The organism is Amycolatopsis sp. NPDC005232 (genome assembly GCF_040607795.1).
GTDB lineage: Bacteria > Actinomycetota > Actinomycetes > Mycobacteriales > Pseudonocardiaceae > Amycolatopsis.
The window spans coordinates 178,304-202,563 of sequence record NZ_JBEXHL010000011.1 but is presented as its reverse complement, the minus strand read 5'-3'; the positions used below and the strand labels follow the sequence as shown (position 1 = coordinate 202,563).

Sequence of the window (24,260 nt, the reverse complement as noted above, 5' to 3'; positions counted from 1 at the left end):
GCCGCGGACTCGCGGCCGTGAAGTGCGGGGAAGTGGTTGCGACGTTAAGCGCGCGTTGCAGCGGTGTCAATATTCGAACAGATCTCTGTTGTGAAACGAACATCTGGCGCACCCGATGTGGCTTTTCGCTCACACCAACGAAGAACGCTCCACGATCAGCAGACCGTCGAGCGCGATCGCGCCGGCCGCGGTGACGGAGACGGGGTTGAGCTCGAGCACGAACCGGGCCCAAGGCAGGCCCCGGGCGAACTCCGCGAACGCCACCAGGAACTCCGCCGCCGGCTTGCCGGCCACGGTGAGGTCGAGCCCCTTCGGATGTCGTGTGAACCGGAGTTTCTCCAGCAGCCGCAACGCTTTCCGCTCGTCGAGCGGCACGGTGGCGAACGCGACGTCGTCGAGCAGCTCGGCGAGCACACCACCCGCACCACAGGACACGACGAGCCCGAACACGGGATCTCGGAACACGGACACGAAAAGTTCGGTTCCGGACTCCGCCTGTTCCTGAACGAAACAGGACGCACCGGTCAGGCCCAGCCGCGCGATCGCGGCCGTGAACTCGTCGTGCGCCTTCCGGACGGCGTCCTCATCGGACAGTCCCAACCGGACGAGCCCGGCGTCGGCGCGATGCGTGACCTCCGGCGACACTACCTTGAGCACCACCGGAAACCCGATGTCCCGCGCCGCCGCCACGGCATCTTCTGCCGACGGCGCGACGACACCTCGCGGAGTACGCAGCCCGGCTTCGGCCAGCAACCGGTGCACCTCGTGCTCGGGGAACACCTGCCCGTCGACCGCGTGCGGAACACCGCGTGGCCTGTGCCGCACCGCGTCGGCGACAAGCCTTGCGGACTCGGCGCCGACGTCGCGCGCCGCGGCGGCCACTCGCCCCAACGTGACGGTCGCCGAGGCCTGCTCGGCGAACACGTGGATCCCCTCGGCCTTCAGCAACGCCTCGGCCGTCGGCGGAAAACCCTTGCAGTGCACTGCGAGCGTCGCGGGTCCGGTGTCGTGCGCCTCGCACAGCGCGAGCGCCAGCTCCTCCCCCGCCGCCGCGCTCATCGCACCCAGCTGCACCAGGACCACATCGGCCTCGCCACAGGAAGCCAGTAGCCGCAACGCTTCCGGGAACGTCTTCCGCCACTCCGTCCGCGTGAACGCCTCCGGCGTCAGGTCGATCGGGTTGCGGTTCGACGCGATCGACGGCAGCAACGGCGCCAGCAGCCGGCGCGTCGCCGTGCTCAGCAGCGGCACCTCGAGCCCGGCGTCGTAACAGAGGTCCGCGGCCACGATCCCTTGCCCGCCACCGTGACTCACCACGACGACCCGGCGCCCCGGCAGCGGCCGATCGGCTTGGGCGGCGAGGAACGACGTGACTTCCACGAGCTCCTGCGCCGAGGTCACCCGCACAGCGCCTTCTTGCTCCAGCACCGCGTCCCAGATCCGCGCCTGCCCCGCGAGTGCTCCGGTGTGCGCGGCGATCGCCTGCGCACTCACCGCGGAGCGTCCGCCCTTGAGCACCACCACGGGTTTGCCTGCACGCCGCGCGGCCCGCAGAACCGAGACCAGCCCTGCGCCGTCGGTGAGACCTTCGAGGTAACACGCGAGCACCGCGGTCCCGGGGTCGTCGACCAGGTACGCGAGCGCCTCGACGGCGCCGACGTCAGCCTCGTTGCCCGTGCTGATCATGTGCCCGAAGCCGGTGCCCGCCGCCTGCGCCCACGAGTGCGCCGACGCGGCGAGGCCCCCGCTCTGGCTCACCATCCCGATCCGTCCCGGCAACAGTGTGTCCACACCGGACAGCCACGAGGCGAACGTGCCGGTGAAACCGAGGGCGGTGTTCACCACGCCCAGGCAGTTGGGGCCGAGCAGCCGGATCCCGGCGGCGCGTGCCCGCTCGGTGACCTGCTCCTGCAAGCCCGCGTTCCCGGTTTCGGCGAAGCCGCCCGCCCACAGGATCGCCGCGGCGACGCCGGCCTCGGCCAGCTGCGGCACCAGGTCCGGCACACGCGCGGCCCCGACCCCGACGATCGCCAGGTCCGGCGCGCACGGCAGGTCGGCCAGGCCGCGGTAGCCGGCGTACCCGGCCACCGGCTCGCCCGAGGGATGAACCGGGAAGACCTCGCCCGCGTAACCGAACTTGCGCAGGAACCGCACGGCCGTGCCGCCGCGGTTGCCCTCGGCTTCGCGCGCACCGACGACGGCGACCGAGCGCGGGCCGAAGAGCGCGCGCAGACCGGCGCTCACGGCCGGGCCGCCTGTGGTCGGCAGGCCCCGGCCGTCCGGAGCGACGTCTCTGTCGTCGGATCCACGGACACCCCTTTACGGGTCGTCTCTGAGTGTGCTCTAGTTTGTGCGGAGGTCGAACAAGTTTCCGTAGCTCGCACAAACCATGCCTCGCCGCCGTCGGACTGTCAAGAATCGAGGCGGACGGCGGCGGTGGCCTGGACCGTGCGAGAGTTTCGGGTCGAAGCAGATTCAGGAGGTGACCGGCAGTGGCCGACAAACCGGGCCCGATCAGCAAGGGCGACCTGGTCCAGTCGTTCGAACGCGGCTTGGCCGTGATCCGCGCGTTCGACGGGCACGGGCCGGAGCTCACGCTGACCGAGGTGGCCGAGCTCGCCGGCGTCACGCGCGCGGCCGCGCGGCGCTTCCTGCTCACGCTCGCCGAGGTCGGCTACGTGCACACCGACGGCAAGCGGTTCTGGCTGCGGCCGCGGATCCTCGAGCTCGGCAACGCGTTCCTGTCGAGCCAGGGCCTCGCGGAGGTCGCGCGGCCGCACCTCGACAAGCTGGTGGCGGAGGTCGACGACTCGGCGGCGCTGTGCGTGCTCGAGGACGACGAGATCGTCTACGTCGGACTGGTCCGCACGCCCGCGCGGCGGATCATGGCGCTCAACGTGACGATCGGCAGCCGGATCCCGGCGCACCCGTCGTCGATGGGGCGCGTGCTGCTCGCGTTCCAGCCCGAAGAGTGGCGTGCGGAGTACCTGAAGCGCGTCGAGCTGCAGCCGTTCACGCCGCGCACGGTGAAGGACCCGGCGAAGCTGGGCGCGATCCTCGACCGCGTGCGCGCCGACGACTACGCGCTGGTCGACCAAGAGCTCGACCTGGGCCTGCGCTCGATCGCCGTGCCGCTGCGGCACGAGGACGGGCAGGTGTACGCGTCGCTGAACGTCTCGATGCACTCCACCCGGCGTTCGAAAGAAGAGATGCGCGGGCAGCTGCTCGAACCGCTGCGCCGCAGCGCCGGCGAGATCGAAGCGGACCTGCGGGCCATCGCGCGGCGGCGCCAGTCGTTCGGCGTCGGCGACGAGGACGGGGCCTGAGCAGGCCGTTCGGGGTCAGGTGTGACCCGGGTCCCTCGATCGGTGTCACCGAGTGGTGCGAAGTTACCATCGGGTCATGGATGACTTCGCGGTCCAGCTGAAGCGGAGGGGACTGCGGAACACGGCCCAGCGCCGGGCGGTGCTCGGTGCCGTGCGCGACCACCCGCACACCACGGCCGCCGAGATCGCGGCGGCCGTCGAGGCCGGCACCGGCGGGCTGTCGCGGCAAGGGCTCTACAACGTGCTGGACGACCTCGTCGGCGTCGGTCTGCTGCGCACGCTCGAACCGGCCGGCTCGCCCGCGCGCTTCGAGCTCGACCGGCACGACGACCACCACCACCTGGTGTGCCGCGGTTGTGGCCGGATCGAGGACGTGCCGTGCGCCGAGGGCTCGGCGCCGTGCCTGCACCCGTCGTCGGCGCCCGGGTTCACGATCGACGAGGCCGAGGTCACGTGGTGGGGCCTGTGCGCGGAGTGTGCGGCGCGGGCTTAGTCCTGCTCCGGGTTTGGCTCTGGAGCGGCGGTCCCCGGGGTGGCCGTCTCGGGAGTTGCGGTCTCGGGAGTCGCCGTCTCGTCGACGGTCAGGGTGAGCAGGCGGATCATCGCCTCCACCGGCAACTTGCTCTCGTCCGCGTGGTCGAGAAACGACAACACGCGCAACCCCTCCGGGGTGAGCGCCGAGGTGTCGTCGCCGATCTGCGCGCTCGCCGCTTCGAGGGTGCCGAGGCCGGCGTTGTGGTGGGCGTCGCGGACGGCGTTGCGCAGCACGGCGAGTTCGGCCGGCGACGGTCCGCGTTTCTCTTCGCGCAACCTTTGGACGATTCGCACCACCTGAGGTGACCTCGCCGCCACGGACTGGCGGGCCGCGAACGACGCCACCATCCGCGGGGTCGAGCGCGTCTCCTGCGGGGAAGCCGGGATCACAGGTGCGGCGGCACCCTCCACGCGCAGGCTGTCGAGCGCCGCGGCCCGGCGTTGTTCACTTTCGCGCAGGCGCGCGAGCGGATCTTTGCGCCGGGACGCCGCGAATGTTCGAGCTTCATCACGCGCGCTCTGCCCCGCCTCGGTGACTCGCGGGCGCCGGCGGCCCGTGCCCTCAGCCGCGGCTTGGCGGCGGTTGTTCTCGAACCACGCCTCGAACGACTGCCCGCGCCGCGGCGGCTCATGGACCTCGGTCATCGCGGCCTGCGCCGCGTCGTTGAACCAGCCCTCCAGCCGCGAGCGCAGGAAGCCGCCGGGACGTTCGGCGGAGTGGCGGGGGCGCTGGCGCGTGCCGTCGGGCAGGGTGCTGAGTGCGATCAGCAGCGCGTCGGGGCAGTAGCCGCTGCTGTACCAGAACTCGAGCTGGCGCTCGACGTCCTCGCGCTCGTCACGCGTCAGCGTCTCCGTCACCCAGCCCATGCGCCGGAACAGGACACCGGTCGCCTGCGCGCGTTCGTGCTCGTCGCTCGGGATCACCGTCGACGGCCACGCGCGGTCCGACATCCGCACCATCCGCCACCTCCTGCATCGACGGTACGGCGCCCGAGTTCGCGCCCTTCACCCGACACGCCGCCGCCGTGTTGGCCGCCACGATCACCGCGATCGCCGCCCATGCCGGGGCGTCGAGCCGCTGGTCGAGCACCACTTCGCCCACGAGCGCGGCCAGGACCGGGTTCACGCTCATGAAGACCCCGAAGAACCGAGTCGGGACTCGCCGCAGCGCCAGCACGTCGGCGAGGAACGGCAGCGCCGAGGACAGCACCCCGGCAGCGAGCGCCGCACCGAGTGCCGCCGGTGTGGGGCGGTGGTGGAAAAACACCACGATCCCGACGGGCAGGTACAGCAGGCCGGACACGCCCGCCGCCGCGGCGGAGCCCTGCACGCCGGGCAGCCGGCGGCCGACGGTGCGGTTGAGCAGGATGTAGCAGGCCCAGCACGTGGCCGCGACCAGCGCGAGTGCGACGCCGAGGTAGTCGGTGCTGGGCCGCGGCCGCGTGAGTATTCCGACAGCCGTGGCGGCAGCAATCGCACAGGCCAGGTCCGTTCGGCGACGCGAGCCGGCCAGCGCGACGGCGAGAGGGCCGAGGAACTCCAGCGTCACGGCCAGCCCGAGCCCGATCCGGTCGATGGCGGAGTAGAGCGAGAGGTTCATCGTCGCGAACACCGCCGCGAGCGCGAGGACCGGGCGCCACTGGCGGGCGGTGAACGACCGCAGCCGCGGGCGTCCCACGGCGAGCAGCAGCACGGCGGCCACCCACTGGCGCACGGCCACCACGCCGGCGGGCCCGAGCACGGGGAACGCCAGCGCCGCGGTGGCCGCGCCGAGCTGGTTCGCGGTCGCGCCGCCGAACATCAACGCCACGCCGGTGCGATTGTCCTGGGTCATGCCGGCGAGCCTGCGGCACGGCCGTGCATGCGCAAAATGCATTCATCGCGGCATGCATACGCTGGAGTCATGGATCTGGAGCTGCGGCACCTGCGGTGCCTGGTGGCGATCGTGGACACGGGAACGTTCACGGACGCGGCGATCGAGCTCGGAGTCTCCCAAGCAGCGGTGTCGCGCACACTTCTTTCGTTGGAATCCGCGCTCGGCGTGCGACTTCTCCACCGCACGAGCCGCAGCGTCACCCCGACGACGGCCGGTGTGCAGGTGCTCGCCCGCGCCCGGCACCTGCTGGCCGAGGCCGAAGAACTCGTGCGCGAGGCCACGACGGGGCACACCCGGCTGCGCGTCGGCCACGCGTGGTCCGCGATGGGCCGCCACACGGCCGAGTTCCAGCGCCGCTGGGCCGATCGCCACCCCGACATCGAGCTGCTGCTGGTCCGCACCAACACCGCCACGGGCGGTCTGGCCGAAGGGCTGTGCGACCTCGCCGTCGTGCGCACCGTCGTGGACACCCGCAAGTACGCGCACGCGATCGTCGGCCACGAGGCCCGCTACTGCGCCATGGCCACCGACGACCCGCTCGCGCGCCGCCGCACCGTCACGCTCGCCGATCTCAGCCCGCGCGTCCTGGTGATCGACCGCCGCACCGGCACCACGACCACCGACCTGTGGCCGGAGGCGGAGCGCCCGCGTGTGGAGCCCACTCACGAAATCGACGACTGGCTGGCCGCCATCGCCACCGGCCGCTGCGTCGGCGTCACACCGCATTCCACGGTGACCCAGTACCGCCGCGACGGCATCGCCTACCGCCGCGTGCGTGACGCGGCCCCCGTTCCGGTACGGCTGATCTGGCACGGCCACGACCCCCATCCGGCCACACACGCGGCGGTGGCGCTGCTGAGCGAGCTCTACCGGGCCCGCTGAAACCGCCACAGTGGACGGTCACCCCTTCGGGCGTAAGAACCTTGCAGGGGCAGACATCGGCGCCTACGCGCGGGATGCTCCATTTCGGACAAACGCGATCAGGAAGGGGCGTTTCATGAGGAATCTCCGGGCCGCTCTGCTGGCGGCGCCACTGGTGGCCGCGAGCCTGCTCGTCGCGCCGGCCCCCACGTCCGCGGCGCCCGCCGTCAAAGATCTCGACTGCGGGTTCTTCGCGTGCAGCTGGGTGTTCAGCAAGAGCGCCACGAAGCTGATCTCCGAGGGCGCGCCCGCGATCCGCGTCTGCAAGAACATCCCGACGCCGGGCAACCTCGCGTGCGGCGTCGCCATCGCGGCGCTGGTCGTGACCGCGAAGAAGGCCCGCAGCGAGGGCAAGTGCGCGAAGATCACCTGGGCCAAGACGCCGGCGCCGCCCCTGGGCACGTGGTGGCCGTCGGTCGAGGGTGGCAAGCGCTGCAAGTAGGTTCCCTCCGGCCGTCGGGTGGCGAGCACCCGCCGACCGGGGAGGTGCGGGGCCGTCCCGTCCACTGTGGACGCGTGGACGGCCCCGCGAAACATTTTCGGGGGCCGGCGAGGTCGTTCGCCGGGCGAATTATCACCGTTGACGCCGTCGCGCGAGGTCGGTCATGATGTGGTGGTACACCACCAACCGAGGAGTGACGAGAATGTTCGGCGGCGAAGAGCGCAAGGCTTGTCCGGGGTGCTTCGGCATCGCGGGCGATGCTCGGCGCCTGCCTTACGCTGCCGAGACACCAGGCTCCACGCCGTGACGCGCCCAGAACGCGTCGCAGCACGGAGCCGCCCGTCGGGAGACCGATCAGGGCGGCTTTTTCGTTTTCCGTGACTTTTTCGTGACATTTCCGGCGCCATTTTCCGACCCCGATTTCCGATCCCCCTCTCCGACCACGTGCCCGAACGGCCAGGGAACCGCTTGCAAAGCGGGTCAAACCGGTTCAACTCCGGTCGCGGTCTCCACCCGAGCGAAAACCGAAAAGGAGGTGCCCGTCGCCATGGGTGTCCTGGTCCTCAACGCCGGCTACGAGCCCCTGCACACCGTCTCCGTCCCCCACGCGATCCGGATGCTCGTGCGCCACGTCGCGGTCGTCCACGAGAGCGACGGCGCCGACCTGGGCATCTTCCCCCGCCCGAAGGTCGTGCGGCTGCTGCGCTACGTGGTGATGAAGTGGCGCTATACCGGCCCGCCCCGGTGGTCACGCCGCGGCGTGCTCCAGCGCGACGGCCACACGTGCGCGTACTGCGGCCGCCACGCGACCACGGTCGACCACATCATCCCGACGTCCCGCGGCGGCGAGCGCACCAGCTGGCTCAACACCGTCGCCGCGTGCGGTGGCACCGCGCGCAGCTGCAACGCCCGCAAGGCCGACCGGACCCTCGCCGAGACCGGGCTGACGCTGCGGATCACCCCGCACGTGCCCACGTGGGACCAGCTGCACCTGCTGCGCTGACCGTCCACATGCGACACCTGTGCGCGACGGCCGGGCGGCGCTAGGCTGGCTCCCATGAAGGGGCTGCTGTTGCGCCTCTCGGCCGTCGACTCCGACGCCGAGGCCGCGGTGCGGGTGATCGCGTACTTCGACGAGCTCGTGGCCCACCGCGCCACGATCGCCGACCTGGTCCGCGCCACGGCCTCCCTCGCCGAATGCGTCGCCGGCCTCCAACGCGGCGGCGAATCACCCTTGCGCTTCCGTCCCGACGGCACCCGTGCGGTCGGGACGGAAGCGCGCGCGGTGGCTCGGCCGAGCGAGCCCGCGCGCGACGGCGGGACACCGGCCGAACCTCAGCCCGGGGCAACCGACCTCGGCGGCACGCGAGACAGCGCGACCCCCGCCGAAGCACGCACCCCGGCGACTGACCTGCGCGGCGAGGCGCTCTCAGCACCACGCCCCGTCGCAACTGGCCTCGCCGGCACACGCGACCGCGAGACCCCCGCCCCGGAGAGCAAACTCGGCGGCAAGGCCCCGGCAGCACCATGCGTCGTGGCGACCGAGCTCGGGGGTGAGACCGCGGGGCAGGTGTGGCTCGAGCGGGACGGCGAGCCGGGGCCACTCGACGATCTCGTGCTGGAGCGCTTCGCCATCGCGGCGCGGGTGCTAGGGCCGGCGCCGCAGGTCGTACAGCCGCATTTGGCGGACCCGGCGCTGGTGGAGTTGGTGCTGGGTGAGCGCGCGGCGGCGGAGGACCGGTCGCGGGCGCTCGTGTTGCTCGGGCTGGACGCGGGGCGGCCGTTGCGGGTCGTCGCGGTCGGGACCGAGGACGGGCGCGACCCGGGCGCCGCCGCCGTCGCGCTGGTTGCGCGCGGGGGTACGGCGCTGGGCGCGCGCGTCGCGGTGGTCGGGGAGGTCGCGGCGGTGTTGGTGCAGCCCCGGGAGGGGCCGGCGACGGTGGTGGGGGTGTTGGAAAACGCACTTTCCCTGCGCGCTCGCGAACGTGGGTCGTCCGGGAGTGTGCGCGTGGGGGTGGGCGATGCCGTCGCCGGGCTCGAGACGCGGCGGTCCTGGCTGCAGGCTCGCCTCGCCGAGCGCTTTGCCGTGCCCGCGACGGAGCCGCTCGTGGTCCACGAGAACCTCGGGTCGCTGACCCTGCTGGCCGAGATCCCCGCCGACCACCTGCGCGCGCAGCCCGACGTCCGCGCCCTCGACGCGCTCGCCGCGCCCGACCTCGAAGCGCTCGAAGCCTTCTGCCGCACCGGTTCCCTGCGCCAGGCGGCCGTCGCGCTGCACCGCCACCACAGCTCCGTCGCCACCCGGCTCGCCCACGTGGAAGACGCTCTCGGCTGGCCCCTGGACGACCCCGCCGGCCGCTTCCGCACCCGGCTGGCCCTGCTGGCACACCGATTGGCCCACCGCGCCTGACCGGCCGCGGCCGGCGCCCGAAACAAAGCCACACAACGAAAACGCGGCGCCCGGGCCGTCACCCGGACGCCGCGTCGTCACGCAGCGTCGTCTCAAACGTCAGCCCAGCTCCACACCCAGCGCCCGCGCCAGCACCGCGCGAGACTCCGCGGCCTCGCGCCGGGTGATGGTCGCGTGGCGGACCATGGCGGAGCCGTGGAAGGTGCCGGGGAACAGGTGCAGCTCGGTGGTCACGCCGGCGGCCAGCAGCGCCTGCGCGTAGGCGATGCCCTCGTCGCGCAGCGGGTCGAACTCCATCACCGAGATGTACGCCGGCGGGAGGCCCGTCAGGTCGGTCGCTCGGGAGGGCGCGGCGTAGACGGGCACGCCGTCGGTGCCGCGGACGCCCGGGCCGAGGTAGCAGTCCCAGCTGAGCTCGGCGTTGGGGAGGTTCCACAGTGGAGTGTCGTCGAAGCGGCGCATGCTGGACGTCTGCAGGCGGTCGTCGATCTCCGGGATGCCGAGGAACTGGAACGCGATGGCCGGCCCGCCGCGGTCGCGCGCCAGCAGCGCGAGCGCGGCGCACAGGCCGCCGCCCGCGCTGACGCCGTGGATGACCACGCGCTCGGGGTCGATGCCGAGCTCGTCGGCGTGCTTGACCGACCACACGAGCGCCGCGTAGCAGTCCTCCAGGCCCGCCGGGTACGGCGCCTCGGGCGCGAGCCGGTAGTCCACCGACACCACGACCACCCCGAGGTCCCGCGCGAGCTCGACCACGCCCGCGTGATCGGTGTCGACGTCACCGATGATGAAGCCTCCGCCATGGACGTTGAACAGCAGCGCGGGCGACGCGATGTTGTCCGGTGTGTAGATCCGAACAGCCACGTCGGGCGCGCCCTCGGGGCCGGGCACGGTCGTGTCGCGCACGGTCACGCCGGTCTCGTCGACGTCGCCGACCAGCTCGGCCGTCATCTCCTTCATCTTTTCCCGCGCCGACACCAGGTCCCTCAGATCGCCGGTGTCGGGGATCATCGGGAGAGCGGCGGCGATCTCGGGATCGAACGCGTAGTCCATGCGGGCCTCCAGGAGTGCGGGTGCCGTCCATCCTCCCGACCGGCAGCCGCCGCGTTCATCCGCCACGCGTCGCCGACCCGCGGCGCCGGGCCCGCCACGCGGCGGTGTTCAGCCCAGGTGCCGGAACACGGCCGTCGCCACCGCGGCGTCGGCCACACCGACGCCGGTGAGGTCGGCGATCGTCAGGCCCGAGCGATCCCGCACCCCGTCGCGCAGGACCAGCCCGACGGGGATGTCCGCGTCGTCGGCGACGGTCCCGGCCCGGACGGCGTTGCCGAAGTCGCCGTGCGCGAGGCACTGCGCGTGGTCGTCGGTCGCGATCGTCGTGGCGCGGGCGAACAGCCCGGCCGGCAGCTCCGCCTTGCCCGGCAGGTCGGTGCCGATCCCGGTCACGTGCACCGCGGCGAACGCCTCCGCCGGCGCCACCGGGCTCGTCGACGCCGTCGCCGTGATCACGCACGGCGTGGCCGCCGCTTCCTCCGCCGTCGCGGGCACGGCCGTCAGCCCGGCCTCGCCCAGCTCGGCACACAGCTTCCGAACGGCCTCGGGCCGCCGCCCACACACCCGCACCAGGGTCAGCGGCCGCAGGTCCGCGAGCCACTCGACCTGCAGCCGCGCCTGCAGTCCCGTGCCGAACACGGCCACCTCGTCGACGTCCGGCGGAGTGAGCGCATGGGTGATCAGGGCGCCGGCGGCGGCCGTCCGCCACGCCGTGAGCCAGCCCTCGTCGGCCAGCACCGCGGCGGGCACGCCGGTCGACGCGTCGAAAACCAGCATGAGGCCGCTGTTGGTCGGCAGGCCGCGCTCGGCGTTGCGGTAGAAGCCCGACGCCACCTTCACGCCGAAGTGCGAGGCGCCTTCGAGGTAGCCGGCCTTCACGTGGCAATCGCCCTCGGCCTCGGGGAACCACATCGCGATCGGCGCGGGCATCTGCGCGCGGCCCTCGGCGTGCGCGATCAACGCGCCGCGCACGGCGTCGAACACCAGCCCTCGCGTCGCCACGGCCTCGATCTCGGGCAGTCCCACCACGTCCAGCGTCATCGCCGCTCCTCCAGGAACTCCGCCCACGCGGCCAGCCCTTCGTCCGGACCACGACGGCCCACGCCGACGCGGAACCGGTCCTCGGGCGTCGCCGTGAGGTCGGATCGGTAGATGCTCGCCGGCAGCAGCAGCACGCCGCGCTGCTCGACGAGCTCGGTGCACATCGTCTCGACGCCGTCCGCGCCGAGGTAGCGCGGGAAGCACACGCAGCCGCCCTGCGGAGGTGCCCAATCGAACAGATCTTGGTAATTCTCGAAAAACGCGTCGAACTTCGGCACGTTCTCCGCGATCACCGCGCGGTTGCGCGCCAGGATCGCGTCCCGCGCGCGCAGCCCGATCAGCGCGAGCACCTCGCTCGGCGCCGAGTTGCAGATCGACGTGTAGTGCTTGGCCCGCTCGAGCCGCCGCAGGATTTCCGGGTCGCGGCAGGCGATCCAGCCCACGCGCAGGCCCGGGAGCCCGTAGGCCTTGGACATCACGTTGAGCGAAAGCGCCGACGCGGACAGGTCGGCGGCCTGCGGCAGCGTCGCCGACGGGTCGAGCTCCAGACCGCGGTAGACCTCGTCGCTGAACAGCAGCACGCCGCGCTCCTCGCACAGGCGCACGAGCCGGGTCCAGGTCTCGAGGTCCGGCACGGCGCCGGTCGGGTTGTTGGGGAAGTTCACCGACACCAGGCGCGTGGTGGGCCGCAGCTGCCGTTCGATCTCGTCGACGTCGAGGGACCAGCCGTCCTCGGGCCGCAGCGCGACACCGGACACCTCGCCGATCGAGAGCGGAATCGTCTCGGCGGCCTGGTAGTTCGGCGTGATCACCACGGTGTGGTCGCCGGGTTCGAGCAACGTCCGCATCGCCAGGTAGAGACCTTCTTCGGCGCCGGCGAAGCACAGCACGTGCTCGGGGCCGACGTCGGTGTAGGTCGCGGCGATCTCCTCACGCAGGGCGGGCAGGCCGTAGGTCTCGGTGTAGCCGAGCGCGAGGTTCTCCCAGCGTTCGCGGCCGTCGTCGTCGGCCAGCGCCAGCAGTTCGGCGACGGTCATGGTCTGCACGTCGGACGCCGTGAGGTGGTGGCGGGCGGTGAACTCCCAGCGGGAGAAGTACGTCTCCAGGCGGAAGTCAGGAAGCGTCGGCATCGGGCTCCTTGCGCATCTCGGCGAGCAGTTGGTAGGTGGCCGAACGGGAGATGCGCAACGCGCGTGCGACCACGGGCACGGATCGGCGCTGCGCGAACACACCGGCGGCGTCCAGACGTGCGAGAAGCACCAGGCGTTGTTCGCGGGTCAACACCTCGACCGGGGTCGCGTGATCGCGAACGAACTCGCCCACCACGTCGTTGAGCGTCTCGGTCCAGTCGCGTTCGAACAGCGCCTGGGGCTGTCCGGTCACCGGAGCCGCGAACCCGGACAGCAGCTGCGCGGCCTGGTCGAACGCGGTGCGGTCGACGTTCACGCACAACACCACTTCGGCGTTGCCGTGTTCGTCTCTCACCACGGCGCTCACACTCGACAGCCGCCGTCCGTCGGGCAGTGACTTCGGGTACGGGCCGTAGACGTCCTTCCCCGCGGGCCGCAGGCCGTCGAGCTCGCCGAGCAGCGACGGGTCCCCGGGTTCACGCCCGGAGAACGCGTTCCAGATGCCGAGCACGCAATCCGTGCGCGGGTCGTGCAGCACCACCTCCGCGTGCGGCGAAAGCAGGCGCACGATCGCCTCGCACACCGGCGCCCAGCGCGCCGTCCTCCCGTCCATGGATCTGGACACTACATCCAGCGTGGACGAAGAGTCCAATCACCCACTGTACCGAACCGTACACTTTGTTCTGTACGATCCAGTACAGACAGTCAGGCAGCCGACGGAAGGAATCCGCGTGCCCGGTCTCTGGAGTCCCGTCGACGTCGGCCGCATGCGTTTGCGCCACCGGCTGGCGCTGTCGCCGATGATGCGCAACCGCGCGCTGCCCGACGGATCACCCACCCCGCTCGACGCCGAGTACTTCGCGCAACGAGCGTCGCTCGGGCTGCTGATCACCGGCGGCACGCAGCCCTCGGCCGACGGGCAGGGGTTCCTGCTCAGCCACGGCTGCCACACCGACGCGCACATCGCCGGCTGGCAGCAGGTCACCAAGGCGGTGCACGACGCGGGCGGACACCTGTTCGTCCAGCTCATGCACGCCGGCCGCGTCGCACACCCCGACAACACGCCGCACGGCCGGGCGCCGGTCGCGCCGTCTGCCGTCGCGGCGGGAGTCGGCATCCACACCCCGAGCGGCAACCAGCAGGTCCCGCCACCGCGGGAACTGTCCACGAAAGAGGTCCGCGCGACCGTCGACGACTTCCGCCGCGCGGCCGCCGCCGCGATCGAGGCCGGCGCCGACGGCGTGGAAGTCCACGGCGCCAACGGTTTCCTCGTGCAGCAGTTCCTCTCGGCCAACGCCAACCACCGCACCGACGCGTACGGCGGCTCCATCGCCGGCCGCACCCGGTTCGCGCTCGAGGTGACCGAGGCCGTCGCCGCGGAGATCGGCGCCGACCGCACGGCCGTGCGCCTCTCCCCCGGCCTCCGCGGCTTCGGCATCGACGAAGGCGAGACCGGGCCGGCGACCTACGCCCACCTGGTTCGCGCCCTCGCCCGCCTCGACCTCGCCTTCCTCCACGTCACCCACCACGGCGACGACGCGCTCCTGGCCGAGCTGCGCACCGCGTTCCCCGGCCCGCTGCTGCTGACCCGCCCGGGCGCCACCGTCCGGGAACGCTCCGCCGACGTCAAAAGCGGCCTCGCCGACCTCGTCACCCTCGGCCGCCTGGCACTGGCCAACCCCGACGTCGTCGCCCGGCTGCGGGCCGGCGCGGCCCTCAACTCCCCCGACCCCGCCACCTTCTACGGCGGCGGCGCCGAGGGCTACACGGACTATCCGGCGCTCTGAGCCAGCCCGGCGAGCTCGCGCCACTGCGGCATCGGCATACCGTCACCGCCGCCCACGACGTGAAGGGCCACGTGGTCCGCGCCCGCCTGGAGGTGTTCCGCCACGCGCTTGCCGATCGCGTCGATGTCGCCCCAGGCAAGGACGCTGTCCACGAGCCGGTCGCTGCCGCCCTCGGCAAAATCGGCTTCCGTGAACCCCTGCGCCCGCAGGCTCTTGCGGTAGGCAGGCGCCCCGAAGAACCCGGCGAGGAAACCCCGGCCGGCTGCCCGAGCCTTCGCCGGATCCCGCTCCAGGGTCACAGCCTGGTACGGCGCGAGCAATGGCCCGGCGCCGAGCAGTCCGCGCGCCGTCGCCGAGTAGTCCGGTGTGACGAGGAACGGGTGCGTCCCGCCGGCCCGCCGCCGCGCCAGACCGACCATCTTCGGCCCCATCGCCGCGAGGATCAGCCGCTCCGCCGCCACCGGCTCCGGCTCGGCGTCGAGCTCGTCGAGGTACGCGGCCATGTCGTGCAGCGGCCGATACTCGTGGCCGTGCTCGGCGGCGGTGCCCGGGTCGCTCACGCCGAGACCGAGCAGCACCCGGTCGCCGTAGGCGCCCGCGAGCCGCGCGTGGCCCGCAGCCAGTTCCTTCGCCGGGTGACGCCAGATGCTCGACACTGCCGGCGCGACCGTGAGCCCTCGGGTCACCTCGAGCAGCCGCTCGAGGTCTCCCACGATGTCGCCGCCACCCAAACCGGGGATCCAGAGCGCGCCGAAGCCCAGTTCGTCGAGCTCGGCCGCCGCGTCGGCGATCTCGCCCGGCGCGGCCGTGCGCAGCTCGACGCTCCAGACCCCGACGCGGCCGATGTCGAGGGTCATACCTGGTTCGCCCCGCCGTCGGCGAAGAGCTCCACCCCGGTGACGAAGCTGCTGGCGTCGGTCGCGAGGAACAGCGCCACCGACGCGATCTCCTCGGGCCGGCCCATCCGTCCCAAGGGGACAGAGCTCACCAGCGCCGCCTTCAGCTGCTCCTCGCCGAAATCGGCGCTCGCGAGCCCGCTGATCCCCGGTGTGTCGACCGGTCCCGGGCTCAGCGAGTTGACGCGGATCCCGCGGCCGCTCAGCTCCTTGGCCCATGTGCGCGCGAACGAGCGGACGGCCGCCTTCGACGCGGCGTACACGCCGAAAGCGTCGTTGCCCTTCGTGCCCGCGGTCGAGCCGGTCAGGATCACCGAAGCGCCGTCCACCAGGAGAGGAAGCGCTTTCTGGACCGTGAACAGCGTGCCCTTCACGTTGGTGCCGAAGGTCTCGTCGAAGTGCTGCTCGGTGACCTGCGCCAACGTCGAGAACTCGCCGCCGCCCGCGTTGGCGAAGAGCACGTCGATCGGCCCGCCGACGGTTTCGTAGAGCCGGTCGAGGTCTGCCGGGTCGGAGCTGTCCACCTGGACACCGGTCACGTCGCCGCCGATCTCCGCGACGGCCGCGTCCAGCACGTCCTTGCGCCGTCCCGTCACGAAGACGCGCGCGCCCTCGTCCGCGAACCGCCGGGCCGTCGCGAGCCCGATGCCGCTCGAGCCGCCCGTGACGACGGCGGTCTTCCCCTGTAGTGCGTTCATAACCGTGTTTCCCGTCCGTGTACTCACCCGGCCCAGCCGTGGTCGTTCCGCTCGGCCGGTCTGCGCGGGACAATGAGCCTCTTCGCTCCACCGCCGACCACTACGACAGATTACGGGACATGTCACCTAAAGGCAATGACGACCCCTGGCTCGACGCGCGGCAGCAGCGCGCCTGGCTCGCCTACATCCGCGTCCAGCTGCGGCTGAGCTACGAGATCAACCGGCAGCTGCAGACCGACAGCGACCTGTCCATGCCGGACTACGACGTGCTCACCGCACTCGCGAACGCCCCCGGCGAGCGGATGCAGATGACCGCGCTGGCCAACCAGATCGGCTGGGAACGCAGCCGCACCGGCCACCACGTGCGCCGCATGGCGACGCGCGGGCTCGTCGACGCGCGCACCTCGAGCACCGACCGGCGCGCCACCGAGGTCACCTTGACCGCGCAGGGCCGCGAGCTGCTGGAGAAGGCGGCGCCGGGCCACGTCGAGCTGGTGCGCGGCCTCTTTTTCGACGGCCTGCCCGCCGAGCTGCTCACCCCGCTGACCGAGGCGATGGAGAACATCTACGCCAACATCCTGGAGCGCGGCACGCTGCCCCCGCCGTGAGACTGCCGCTGCCGCAAGGAAAAAGCCGTCCCTGCCAGTGGAACACGGGTTTTCGCGCGCGGTGGACCAGACCAATGGGCGTGAAGTAAATTCACCTTTCACGCACGGTCCGCCAGCCTGCGCCCTGTTCTCAAAGTCGTGGACGAAGGGCAGCTCATGCACCGGAAGTTCGTTCGTTGCCTGGCGGCCGCGGCCGCCACCGCCGTGGTGATCGCCACCGGTCCGGCGGCGTCGGCCCAGCCGGCCGCACCCGCGGCACCGACCTCGCCGGCCACCTTCACGCACCCCGGCGTGCTGGTCAGCCGGGCCCAGCTGGACACCATGCGCCAGCGCGTGCAGGCCGGCACGCAGCCGCAGAAACAGGCGTACGACTCGATGATGGGCTCGAAGTACGCGTCGCTGTCCTACACGCCGCACCCGCGCGCCGTGGTCGACTGCGGGCCCAGCTCGATGCCCAACAACGGCTGCACCGACGAGCGTGAAGACGCGATCGCCGCGTACACGCAGTCCCTGGCCTGGTACGTGACCGGCGACGCGCGCTACGCGAACAAGGCCATCCAGATCATGGACGCGTGGTCGGCCACCATCAAGGACCACACCAGCGACAACGCGCACCTGCAGACCGCCTGGTCGGCGTCGACGTGGCCGCGCGCGGCGGAGATCATCAAGTACGCCTACGGGACTTGGCTGAACTCCGGGCGGTTCGCCACGATGCTGCGCAACGTCTACTACAACGAGATCCAGGGCAGCGACGGGCGCACCGGCAACTGGGAGCTCAGCATCGCCGAGGCCATCGTCGGCATCGGCGTGTTCCTCGAGGACAAGACGATCTACGACCGCGGCATGTCGATTTACCGCAACCGCGTGCCCGCGTTCATCTACCTCAGCTCCGACGGCGCGCTCCCGAAGACCGTGCCCGGCAGCGGCCTGAACACCCGCGACCAGATCGTCGGCTACTGGCAGGGCCAGTCCACCTTCGTCGACGGTCTCACCCAGGAGACCTGCCGCGACTTCGTCCACACCGGCTACGGCATCGCCGCGATCGCGGAGGTCGCCGAGACCTCGCGCATCCAGGGCCAGGACCTCTACGGCACCGACATCGGCGAGCGGCTGCGCCAGGCGCTGGGCTTCCAGACGAAATACGAGCTCACCGCTGCACCGTCGTGGCTCTGCGGCGGCACGGTCAAGCGCGGCCTCGGCCCCGTGACCGAGGTCGGGTACAACGCGCTGCACAACCGCCTCGGCATCGCCATGACCAACACCCAGGCCTACACCACGAGCCACCGTCCCCAGGGCAGCAACAACTTGTTCGTCTCGTGGGAAACCTTGACCCACGGCGACAACCCGGCCTGACCGGATTCGGTTCCGGGGCCGCCGTACCGAGCGCGGCGGCCCCGGAATCCGCGAACCCCCGCTCGCCGGCCCGGCGAGGTGCTACCAAGAGCGCATGAGAAAAGCGCTCGCCTGCTCGTTCTTGCTGCTCGCGGCGGGCTGTTCGACGCCGCCCCAGCCACCCCCGCCGCCGCCCGAGCCGATCGTGGCGCCGCCGTCGGTCTCGACGGTGCCGCTCGAGCCCGCCCCGACGACGTCGCGCACCTTGATTGCGAAAGACGGGTCCGACCTCACCGCGTGCAGCGACGGTTCGTGTGACGTGCTCATCCACGGTTCGGTGACCGTGCCGCTCGACGCGCGGTTCGCCACGCGCCGGCTGACGCTCACGCAGTCGGCTCCGGACCGGCTGGACTTCGCCATCGACCGCACCGAACTGCCCGACATCAAGGGCCACTTCCGCGGCGAGGGTTACGTGAGCCTGGCCAATCGGATCACCGTCACCGTGCTGGACATCGATGCCACCGGGGCCGTGATCCGCGTGTCGCCGTCGAGTGAATCGTCCCAGGACAAGATCTGGGGTGACGACTCCCGCTTCGACTGAGCTCATGGTGGCATGTAGTCGTTGACCATATTGTTGTCGGCGACTACATTGGCGGACGCCTACCGAAAGGACTCCGTCGTGCCTGCTCCCACCCAGACGTGGCTCATCACCGGCGCCGGCTCCGGCTTCGGGCTCGAGGTCACCGCCCAGCTGCTGGCCGGCGGCCACCGCGTCGCCGCCACGAGCCGCAACCTGAGCCCGGCGTTGAAGGAGCTCGCGCGCCGGCACGGCGATCGGCTGTGGACCGCCGAGCTGGACGTCACCGACCCCCAGACCGTCCACGCGACGGTCGAGCAGGCCTTCACCGAGCTCGGCCGCATCGACGTCGTGTTCTCCAGCGCCGGGTTCGGTGCGCTGGGCGCCGCCGAGGAGCTGTCGGACGAGCTGCTGAACCGGCAGCTCGCCGTGAACCTGCTCGGACCGATTCACCTCACGCGCGCGGTCACGCCGTGGCTGCGGGCGCAGGGTGGCGGGCGGATCATCCAGATGTCCAGCTCCGGCGGCCACGTGCCCGACCCGGGCATGAGCGTGTACAACGCGTCGAAGTTCGGCGTCGAGGGCTTCTTCGAGTCGGCGGCGGTGGAGCTGGCGGCGTTCGGGATTTCGGTGACGCTGATCGCCCCGGGCGGCACGCGCACGGCGTTCAACGCCAACATCGCGCAGGCCGAACCGCTGCCCGCCTACGAGGACGGCGTGCTCGGCCAGGTGCGCGGCGCGCTCGCGGGCGGGATGGACGAAACCACGCTGCGCCACGCCGTCGCGGGCGATCCGGCGAAGATCGCCCGCGCGATCATCACCTCCGCGAGCACCACGCCCGCGCCCCGGCGGCTCGTGTTCGGCGCCGCGGCCTACGAGGCCATCACCACGGCGTGGCGGCAACGCCTCGACGCGCTCACTGCCCAGCGCGACCTGGCGCTGAGCACCGACGCCGACGACGTGCTCGCCGACCGCGCCTGACGCGTCAGTCTTCGAGAGCCCCCGGCCCACGGCGGTAGGCGACCTTCGCCGGGTCGACGACGTGACCGTCTTCGTCGACGAAGGCCAGGTGCACGGGCCGGTCGTCGGTCGTGTCGACGTAGATCGTCGCCGGGCCGTGGCCGGTCGGGAGGTACTCGTCGCCCCACTCCGACAGCGCGGCCAGCACCGGCAGCAGGTCCTCCCCGACGGGGGTGAGCACGTACTCGACACGGGCCCGCTGCCCCGGCTCCCGGTACGGCCGCCGCACGAGGATTCCGGCCTCGACCAAGGATTCCAGCCGGGACGTGAGGAGATCCGTCGGCACGCCGATCTTCTGGAACTCGGCGAAGCGGGTCCGCCCGCGGAACGCCTCGCGAACGATCAGCAGGCTCCACTTCTGCCCGAGCACCTCCAGGCTGCGCGCGATCGAGCAGCGGCTGTTGGTCGGGATCGCCATGGCCTTCATGACTCCATCGTACGGCACACTTGGCATTTCGGAGTCAGCCTGCTAGCTTGGAATTACCAAGCAAGAGAGCCGGAGGAAGTCATGACCGATCTGCAGGGTGCGGTTGTCCTGGTCACCGGGGCCAACGGCGGGCTCGGCATCGAGTTCGTCAACCAGGCGCTGGAGCGCGGGGCGCGGCGCGTGTACGCGACGGCGCGCACTCCGCGCCAGTGGGACGACGAGCGCGTGGTGCCACTCGCCCTCGACGTCACCGACGAGGCCTCGGTTGCCGCCGCGGCCGCGGCTGCCCCGGACACCACGGTGGTGGTGAACAACGCGGGCGTCAGCGGGCGGCAGAGCCTGCTCACCGTGCCCCTGGCCGAGGTGCGCGCGACGTACGAGACGAACGTCTTCGGCGCGCTCGCCGTCGCACAGGCGTTCGCGCCCGTGCTGGCGAGCAACGGCGGCGGCGCCCTCGTCGACATCCACTCGGCGCTGAGCTGGCTGGCCAAGTCGGGCGCGTACTCGTCGAGCAAGGCCGCGCTGTGGCAGATCACCAACTCGCTGCGGCTCGACCTCGCCGGCCAGAAGACCCACGTGCTGGGTGCGCACCTCGGCTACACGGACACGCCGATGACCCAGGCGCTGACCGTCGAGAAGGAAGACCCGCGCGACATCGTGGCGGCGATCTACGACGGACTGGAAGCGGGCGCGCTCGAGGTGCTGGCGGACAAGACGTCGCGGGACATCAAGGAAAACCTGTCCGGTCCGGTGGAGGCGCTGTACCCGGAGCTGACAGCGACGGTGTGAGGCGACCGGGCGCGAGCCCGTCGTGGTGAGTCCGCGCTTCAAGTCCATGCCGTGAGTCCACGCCCTGAGTCCACTGTGGATCGTGTGATGTTCGAGGTGTTCGAAGTCGAAAGTTCGGAATCGCACGTGCGCTGTGCAGCAACTCCCGGTGCGCTGTGAAGCAAGTCACAGGTGGCCCCCGTGCCTACGTTCGGTCGGTTACAACCGGCACCACGTTCCCCGGAGGCCACCATGACCCACCACGAAACGGCGGGGTGACGCCGTGGAATCCTCGATCGCCGAGCACTTGCGCGTCGGCCGGGTCCACCCGCGCCGCAAGCCGGACAGCTTCCACCCGCCCTACCCGTCGTTCTCCGCGCGCTTCGACCCCGCCGTCGACCAGGTGGTGATGGCGTACCTCGGTGTTCAGTACCGAACACCGGAACCACCGCCGGTGGTGGTCGCCGCACTCGCGGCGCTCGATTCCGCACGCTCGGGCGAGCACGCGCCCGACCACCACGACCGGGCGCGGTTCGTCGACGAAGCCGGCTACACGACCGTGCTCACCACGTTGTACTGGACCGACCCCGCCGAGCACGACCGCTGGGCGAAGGCCCGCGAAGCGTGGACCGGCCAGGAGCACCGGTCCCCCGACGCCGGGTTCTTCAGCGAGGTCGTGCGCCCGACCGTGCGGCGGTTCGAGACGCTGTTCTCCAGCGACCGCACCGAAGGCGTGTCCGTGGCCGCCGGCGAACTCAGTGGCGAGATCCACGAACACGGCTACTGGGGCGGCGCCCGCGACCGGCTGCCGATCGCGCAGACCGACCGGCTCGAACCCGGCACGCGGCCCACGGCGGAAACCGATCCGGAGACGGGCGTCGTCACCGTGCGGCCGCAGGGAAACCTGTGCCTCATCCGCTCCGGCCAGGAGTGGACCGAGACCGAGGACGACGAACGCGGCATGTACCTCGGCGACGTGGAACCCGTGCTGCGCGCCGGCATGGAGTTCCTGCGCGACGACGGGCTCGCCATCGGCTGCTACGCCAACCGCTACGTGCGCGTCACCGACGAAACCGGTGCCGAGACGGACAAGAGCTACGGGATGAGCTGGTGGCACAGCCTGGCCGATCTTGAGGCGTGGGCCGAATCGCACCCGACGCACGTCGCGATCTTCCGCGCCGCCATGAAGTACCTGTCGGCGATGGGGCCTGCGGCGCGGCTGCGGCTCTACCACGAGGTCACTGTGACCGACGCCGACGAACAGGAGTTCCGCTACCTCGGCTGCCACGACCGCACGGGCCTGCTGCGCGCGGTCCGGTGAGAGCTCCTGGTGCGCCGCCCCGGCCGGGCGGCGCACCGCGGACGCGGTCAGGCCGCGTCTTTGTGGAACCGGCCGTCCTTCATGATGGCGTGGAGCTTTTCCTTGTCCTGCAACACGGTGATGTCGGCGAGCGGGTCGCCGTCGACGAGCAGCAGGTCGGCGAGGTACCCGGGCTGGACCTTGCCGAGCTCGTCGCCGCGCAGCATGATCTCGCCGCCCTGCGCGGTGGCGGCGAGGATGGCCTCCATCGGCGTGAACTCGAAGCGCTCGACGAAGTGCTGCAGGTCGCGCGCGTAGGTGCCGTGCGGGGTCCAGGCGAAGCCGTAGTCACCGCCGGGCAGCACGCGGATGCCGCGCCGGTGCATCTCGATCATCGCCGCCGTCGCCTTTTCCAGCTCGCGCTTGTAGCCGACGGCTTCGGCCGCCGCCTGCGGGAACCCGAAGTCGGCGGCTTCGTAGAGCGTCGCGACGAGCCAGTTGACGCCCGGCGCCACGAACACCCAGTCTTTGGCCTGCTCCAGCAGATCCATGCCCTCGGGGTCGGTGAAGCTGGCGTGGTAGACGATGTCGACGCCGTGGCGCACACACATCTTCACGCTCTCGGCGCTGCGCGCGTGGGCGCACACCCGCTTGCCCCGCCGGTGCGCCTCGGTGACGGCCATCGCCACCTCCTCGTCGGACATGTAGGTGTCCTCGGCGCGCTGCGTGCCGGTGATCTCCTCGCCGGTCATCGACAGCTTGATCTGGTCGACGCCGATCTCGACGAGGCGGCGCACGGCTTTGCGCATCTCGTCGGGGCCGTCGGCGAACCAGGTGATGCCCTTCACGAGCTCCCCGCCCGTCACGGCGATCTCGGGTCCGTTGGCGAGGTAACGCGGGCCGGGGATCCGCCCGGCGTTGATCGCGTCGCGGCACACGACGTCGAGCCGGTCCTTCGCCGACGCGGCACCCAGGCACATCGTGTAGCCGGCGTCCAGATAGGACTTGGCCGATTCCACGGCGAACAGCAGGTGCTCCTCCACCGGCAGGGCGGCCAGCCCGTCGAGGTCGGCGCTGTTGTTCCAGGTGAAGTGGGTGTGGGCGTCGCACAGCCCGGACATCAGCGTGCGGCCGCGGCCCTCGACCACCCGCGAGCCCTGGGCGGCGGCCGGGTCGACGGTGCCGACGGCGGTGATGCGGTCGTGGTCCACGAGCACGTCGCCCCGGTAGGGCAGCGCGCCCGTGGAGTCCAGAATGGACACATCGCGGAACAGGGTCTTGTCGGCGGTGAGCGGCACAGTGGTTCCTCCTCGTCGTTGAGGCGCGAAAACTTTGTGGTTAAAGGAACTTCAGCAGCATCGAGGTGACGTCGGCGGCGGCTTCGAGCGCGGTCCAGTGACCGACGCCCGGCAGCACCTCCACGTTCGTGCTGCCGTGTGCGGCGGCGAGCGCCTCGCTCACGGCGGGTGGGCCGACTTTGTCGTCGGCGCCGGTGATCAGCAGCAGCGGCAACGCGGGGTCGACCGGCCCGGGGTCGGTCGCGGCGGCGAGCGCCTCGCAGTTGCGTGCGTAGCCCTCGGCGTCCTGGCGCATCACGAGCTCCCGCACGAACGCCGCCACCTCGGGCTTGTCGCGGCGGGTGGCTTCCGACAGCGCGTTGGCGACGACGGCCGGCGCCACGGCCGCAGTGCCTTCCGCGCGCAGCAGGGCCGCGCGGTCGTGCTGGGCCTGGCGCCCGGCCTCGGGCGGCTCCGCGACGGCGCCGAGCAGCGCCAGCGCGGTCACCTTGTCCCGGTGGCGGGCCGCGAAGCTGCGGGCGACGAGCGTGCCCATCGAGTGCCCGACCACGGCCGCCGACGCGACGCCGACCTCGTCGAGCACCGCGGCCAGGTCGTCGGCGTGCGACTCGATGCCGATGCCGGCACGCAGGCCGGAGCGCCCGGCACCCGCGGAGTCGACGCGGATCACCTGGTGGCTCGCTGCCAGCGCGCCGGCCTGGACCTGGTAGAAGTTGCCGGTGCCGCCGAGGCCGTGCACCAGCAGCACGGCGGGACCGCTGCCCTCGACCTCGACCGCGAGGTCCGTTCCGTTGATCTTCATGCGGGCTCCTTTCG

Annotated in this window: 25 protein-coding genes and 1 tRNA gene; 14 read left to right on the top strand and 12 right to left on the bottom strand. The window is 71.6% G+C overall.

The genetic code is table 11. The features are described from left to right. Positions 1 to 129 precede the first annotated feature (129 nt). Positions 130 to 2,244, bottom strand: coding sequence for an acetate--CoA ligase family protein (locus ABZU76_RS22480; RefSeq protein ID WP_354872617.1), 2,115 nt, complete (start codon positions 2,242 to 2,244; stop codon positions 130 to 132). Between the two features lie 248 nt (positions 2,245 to 2,492). Here ABZU76_RS22480 and ABZU76_RS22475 point away from each other — a divergent pair, with 248 nt between their 5' ends. Both ABZU76_RS22475 and ABZU76_RS22470 read left to right on the top strand, forming a co-directional pair. After that, positions 2,493 to 3,326 carry an IclR family transcriptional regulator C-terminal domain-containing protein gene (locus ABZU76_RS22475; protein WP_354872615.1) on the top strand — a complete coding sequence of 278 codons (834 nt, stop codon included), beginning with the start codon at positions 2,493 to 2,495 and terminating at the stop codon, positions 3,324 to 3,326. 76 nt (positions 3,327 to 3,402) lie between these two features. After that, positions 3,403 to 3,819 carry a Fur family transcriptional regulator gene (locus ABZU76_RS22470; protein ID WP_354872613.1) on the top strand — a complete coding sequence of 139 codons (417 nt, stop codon included), beginning with the start codon at positions 3,403 to 3,405 and terminating at the stop codon, positions 3,817 to 3,819. Here ABZU76_RS22470 and ABZU76_RS22465 read toward each other — a convergent pair. Both ABZU76_RS22465 and ABZU76_RS22460 read right to left on the bottom strand, forming a co-directional pair. After that, complete coding sequence (locus ABZU76_RS22465; RefSeq protein WP_354872806.1) at positions 3,816 to 4,811, bottom strand: hypothetical protein; 996 nt, start codon at positions 4,809 to 4,811, stop codon at positions 3,816 to 3,818. The two genes, ABZU76_RS22470 and ABZU76_RS22465, sit on opposite strands and share 4 nt — an antisense overlap. Further along, a complete protein-coding gene (locus ABZU76_RS22460) occupies positions 4,696 to 5,694 on the bottom strand; it encodes an EamA family transporter (protein WP_354872610.1) in 999 nt (332 codons plus the stop codon). Before ABZU76_RS22460 ends, ABZU76_RS22465 begins: the two co-directional genes overlap by 116 nt. Positions 5,695 to 5,763: 69 nt before the next feature. Here ABZU76_RS22460 and ABZU76_RS22455 point away from each other — a divergent pair, with 69 nt between their 5' ends. From ABZU76_RS22455 to ABZU76_RS22435, 5 genes are all read left to right on the top strand, one after another. Next, complete coding sequence (locus ABZU76_RS22455) at positions 5,764 to 6,618, top strand: LysR family transcriptional regulator (protein WP_354872608.1); 855 nt, start codon at positions 5,764 to 5,766, stop codon at positions 6,616 to 6,618. 115 nt (positions 6,619 to 6,733) lie between these two features. Further along, positions 6,734 to 7,099, top strand: a complete 366-nt coding sequence (locus tag ABZU76_RS22450; RefSeq protein ID WP_354872606.1) for a hypothetical protein — start codon at positions 6,734 to 6,736, stop codon at positions 7,097 to 7,099. A gap of 438 nt (positions 7,100 to 7,537) precedes the next feature. Beyond that, positions 7,538 to 7,611 (top strand) — tRNA-Cys (locus ABZU76_RS22445). A 35-nt stretch (positions 7,612 to 7,646) separates the two neighbouring features. Then, a complete protein-coding gene (locus ABZU76_RS22440) occupies positions 7,647 to 8,102 on the top strand; it encodes an HNH endonuclease (protein ID WP_354872603.1) in 456 nt (151 codons plus the stop codon). Between the two features lie 54 nt (positions 8,103 to 8,156). Then, positions 8,157 to 9,509, top strand: a complete 1,353-nt coding sequence (locus ABZU76_RS22435) for a helix-turn-helix domain-containing protein (protein WP_354872602.1) — start codon at positions 8,157 to 8,159, stop codon at positions 9,507 to 9,509. A gap of 99 nt (positions 9,510 to 9,608) precedes the next feature. Here the strand turns inward: ABZU76_RS22435 and ABZU76_RS22430 are convergent, their stop codons facing one another. The 4 genes from ABZU76_RS22430 to ABZU76_RS22415 form a co-directional block, all read right to left on the bottom strand. After that, positions 9,609 to 10,562 carry an alpha/beta hydrolase gene (locus ABZU76_RS22430; RefSeq protein WP_354872601.1) on the bottom strand — a complete coding sequence of 318 codons (954 nt, stop codon included), beginning with the start codon at positions 10,560 to 10,562 and terminating at the stop codon, positions 9,609 to 9,611. A 108-nt stretch (positions 10,563 to 10,670) separates the two neighbouring features. Then, positions 10,671 to 11,603: a hypothetical protein gene (locus ABZU76_RS22425; RefSeq protein WP_354872600.1), complete on the bottom strand. Its 933-nt coding sequence runs from the start codon at positions 11,601 to 11,603 to the stop codon at positions 10,671 to 10,673. After that, a complete protein-coding gene (locus tag ABZU76_RS22420; RefSeq protein WP_354872598.1) occupies positions 11,600 to 12,733 on the bottom strand; it encodes an aminotransferase class I/II-fold pyridoxal phosphate-dependent enzyme in 1,134 nt (377 codons plus the stop codon). Before ABZU76_RS22420 ends, ABZU76_RS22425 begins: the two co-directional genes overlap by 4 nt. After that, positions 12,717 to 13,346, bottom strand: coding sequence for a PAS domain-containing protein (locus tag ABZU76_RS22415; protein WP_220239138.1), 630 nt, complete (start codon positions 13,344 to 13,346; stop codon positions 12,717 to 12,719). Before ABZU76_RS22415 ends, ABZU76_RS22420 begins: the two co-directional genes overlap by 17 nt. A 118-nt stretch (positions 13,347 to 13,464) precedes the next feature. On the opposite strand from ABZU76_RS22415, the gene ABZU76_RS22410 reads away from it, so the two are divergent. Further along, entirely contained in the window at positions 13,465 to 14,520 is a 1,056-nt protein-coding gene (locus ABZU76_RS22410) for an alkene reductase (RefSeq protein WP_354872595.1), read from the top strand. Here ABZU76_RS22410 and ABZU76_RS22405 read toward each other — a convergent pair. Further along, positions 14,505 to 15,377 carry a TIGR03620 family F420-dependent LLM class oxidoreductase gene (locus ABZU76_RS22405; RefSeq protein ID WP_354872592.1) on the bottom strand — a complete coding sequence of 291 codons (873 nt, stop codon included), beginning with the start codon at positions 15,375 to 15,377 and terminating at the stop codon, positions 14,505 to 14,507. The genes ABZU76_RS22410 and ABZU76_RS22405 overlap by 16 nt on opposite strands. Further along, complete coding sequence (locus tag ABZU76_RS22400; RefSeq protein WP_354872589.1) at positions 15,374 to 16,114, bottom strand: SDR family oxidoreductase; 741 nt, start codon at positions 16,112 to 16,114, stop codon at positions 15,374 to 15,376. Before ABZU76_RS22400 ends, ABZU76_RS22405 begins: the two co-directional genes overlap by 4 nt. 119 nt (positions 16,115 to 16,233) lie before the next feature. Between ABZU76_RS22400 and ABZU76_RS22395 the strand changes: the two genes are divergently transcribed. The 4 genes from ABZU76_RS22395 to ABZU76_RS22380 all read left to right on the top strand — a co-directional run bounded on the left by ABZU76_RS22395 (position 16,234) and on the right by ABZU76_RS22380 (position 19,612). Further along, positions 16,234 to 16,722, top strand: coding sequence for a MarR family winged helix-turn-helix transcriptional regulator (locus ABZU76_RS22395; protein WP_354872586.1), 489 nt, complete (start codon positions 16,234 to 16,236; stop codon positions 16,720 to 16,722). Positions 16,723 to 16,860: 138 nt separating this feature from the next. Next, positions 16,861 to 18,075, top strand: coding sequence for an alginate lyase family protein (locus ABZU76_RS22390; protein WP_354872583.1), 1,215 nt, complete (start codon positions 16,861 to 16,863; stop codon positions 18,073 to 18,075). A 94-nt stretch (positions 18,076 to 18,169) separates the two neighbouring features. After that, on the top strand, positions 18,170 to 18,655 hold the full coding sequence (locus ABZU76_RS22385) for a hypothetical protein (protein ID WP_354872580.1): 486 nt from the start codon (positions 18,170 to 18,172) through the stop codon (positions 18,653 to 18,655). A 78-nt stretch (positions 18,656 to 18,733) separates the two neighbouring features. Beyond that, the gene (locus tag ABZU76_RS22380; RefSeq protein WP_354872577.1) at positions 18,734 to 19,612 is read left to right on the top strand and encodes an SDR family oxidoreductase; all 879 of its coding nucleotides are present in this window, start codon (positions 18,734 to 18,736) and stop codon (positions 19,610 to 19,612) included. Positions 19,613 to 19,616: 4 nt separating this feature from the next. Here the strand turns inward: ABZU76_RS22380 and ABZU76_RS22375 are convergent, their stop codons facing one another. Beyond that, complete coding sequence (locus ABZU76_RS22375) at positions 19,617 to 20,078, bottom strand: helix-turn-helix domain-containing protein (protein WP_354872574.1); 462 nt, start codon at positions 20,076 to 20,078, stop codon at positions 19,617 to 19,619. Positions 20,079 to 20,159: 81 nt separating this feature from the next. On the opposite strand from ABZU76_RS22375, the gene ABZU76_RS22370 reads away from it, so the two are divergent. Next, the gene (locus ABZU76_RS22370; protein WP_354872571.1) at positions 20,160 to 20,867 is read left to right on the top strand and encodes an SDR family oxidoreductase; all 708 of its coding nucleotides are present in this window, start codon (positions 20,160 to 20,162) and stop codon (positions 20,865 to 20,867) included. A 262-nt stretch (positions 20,868 to 21,129) separates the two neighbouring features. Next, a complete protein-coding gene (locus ABZU76_RS22365; protein WP_354872568.1) occupies positions 21,130 to 22,167 on the top strand; it encodes a phenylacetaldoxime dehydratase family protein in 1,038 nt (345 codons plus the stop codon). A 47-nt stretch (positions 22,168 to 22,214) separates the two neighbouring features. On the opposite strand, the gene ABZU76_RS22360 is transcribed toward ABZU76_RS22365, so the two are convergent. Together ABZU76_RS22360 and ABZU76_RS22355 are read right to left on the bottom strand one after the other, a co-directional pair. Then, positions 22,215 to 23,444: an amidohydrolase family protein gene (locus ABZU76_RS22360; protein ID WP_354872565.1), complete on the bottom strand. Its 1,230-nt coding sequence runs from the start codon at positions 23,442 to 23,444 to the stop codon at positions 22,215 to 22,217. A 40-nt stretch (positions 23,445 to 23,484) separates the two neighbouring features. After that, a complete protein-coding gene (locus ABZU76_RS22355; protein ID WP_354872562.1) occupies positions 23,485 to 24,246 on the bottom strand; it encodes an alpha/beta hydrolase in 762 nt (253 codons plus the stop codon). Positions 24,247 to 24,260: the final 14 nt, after the last annotated feature.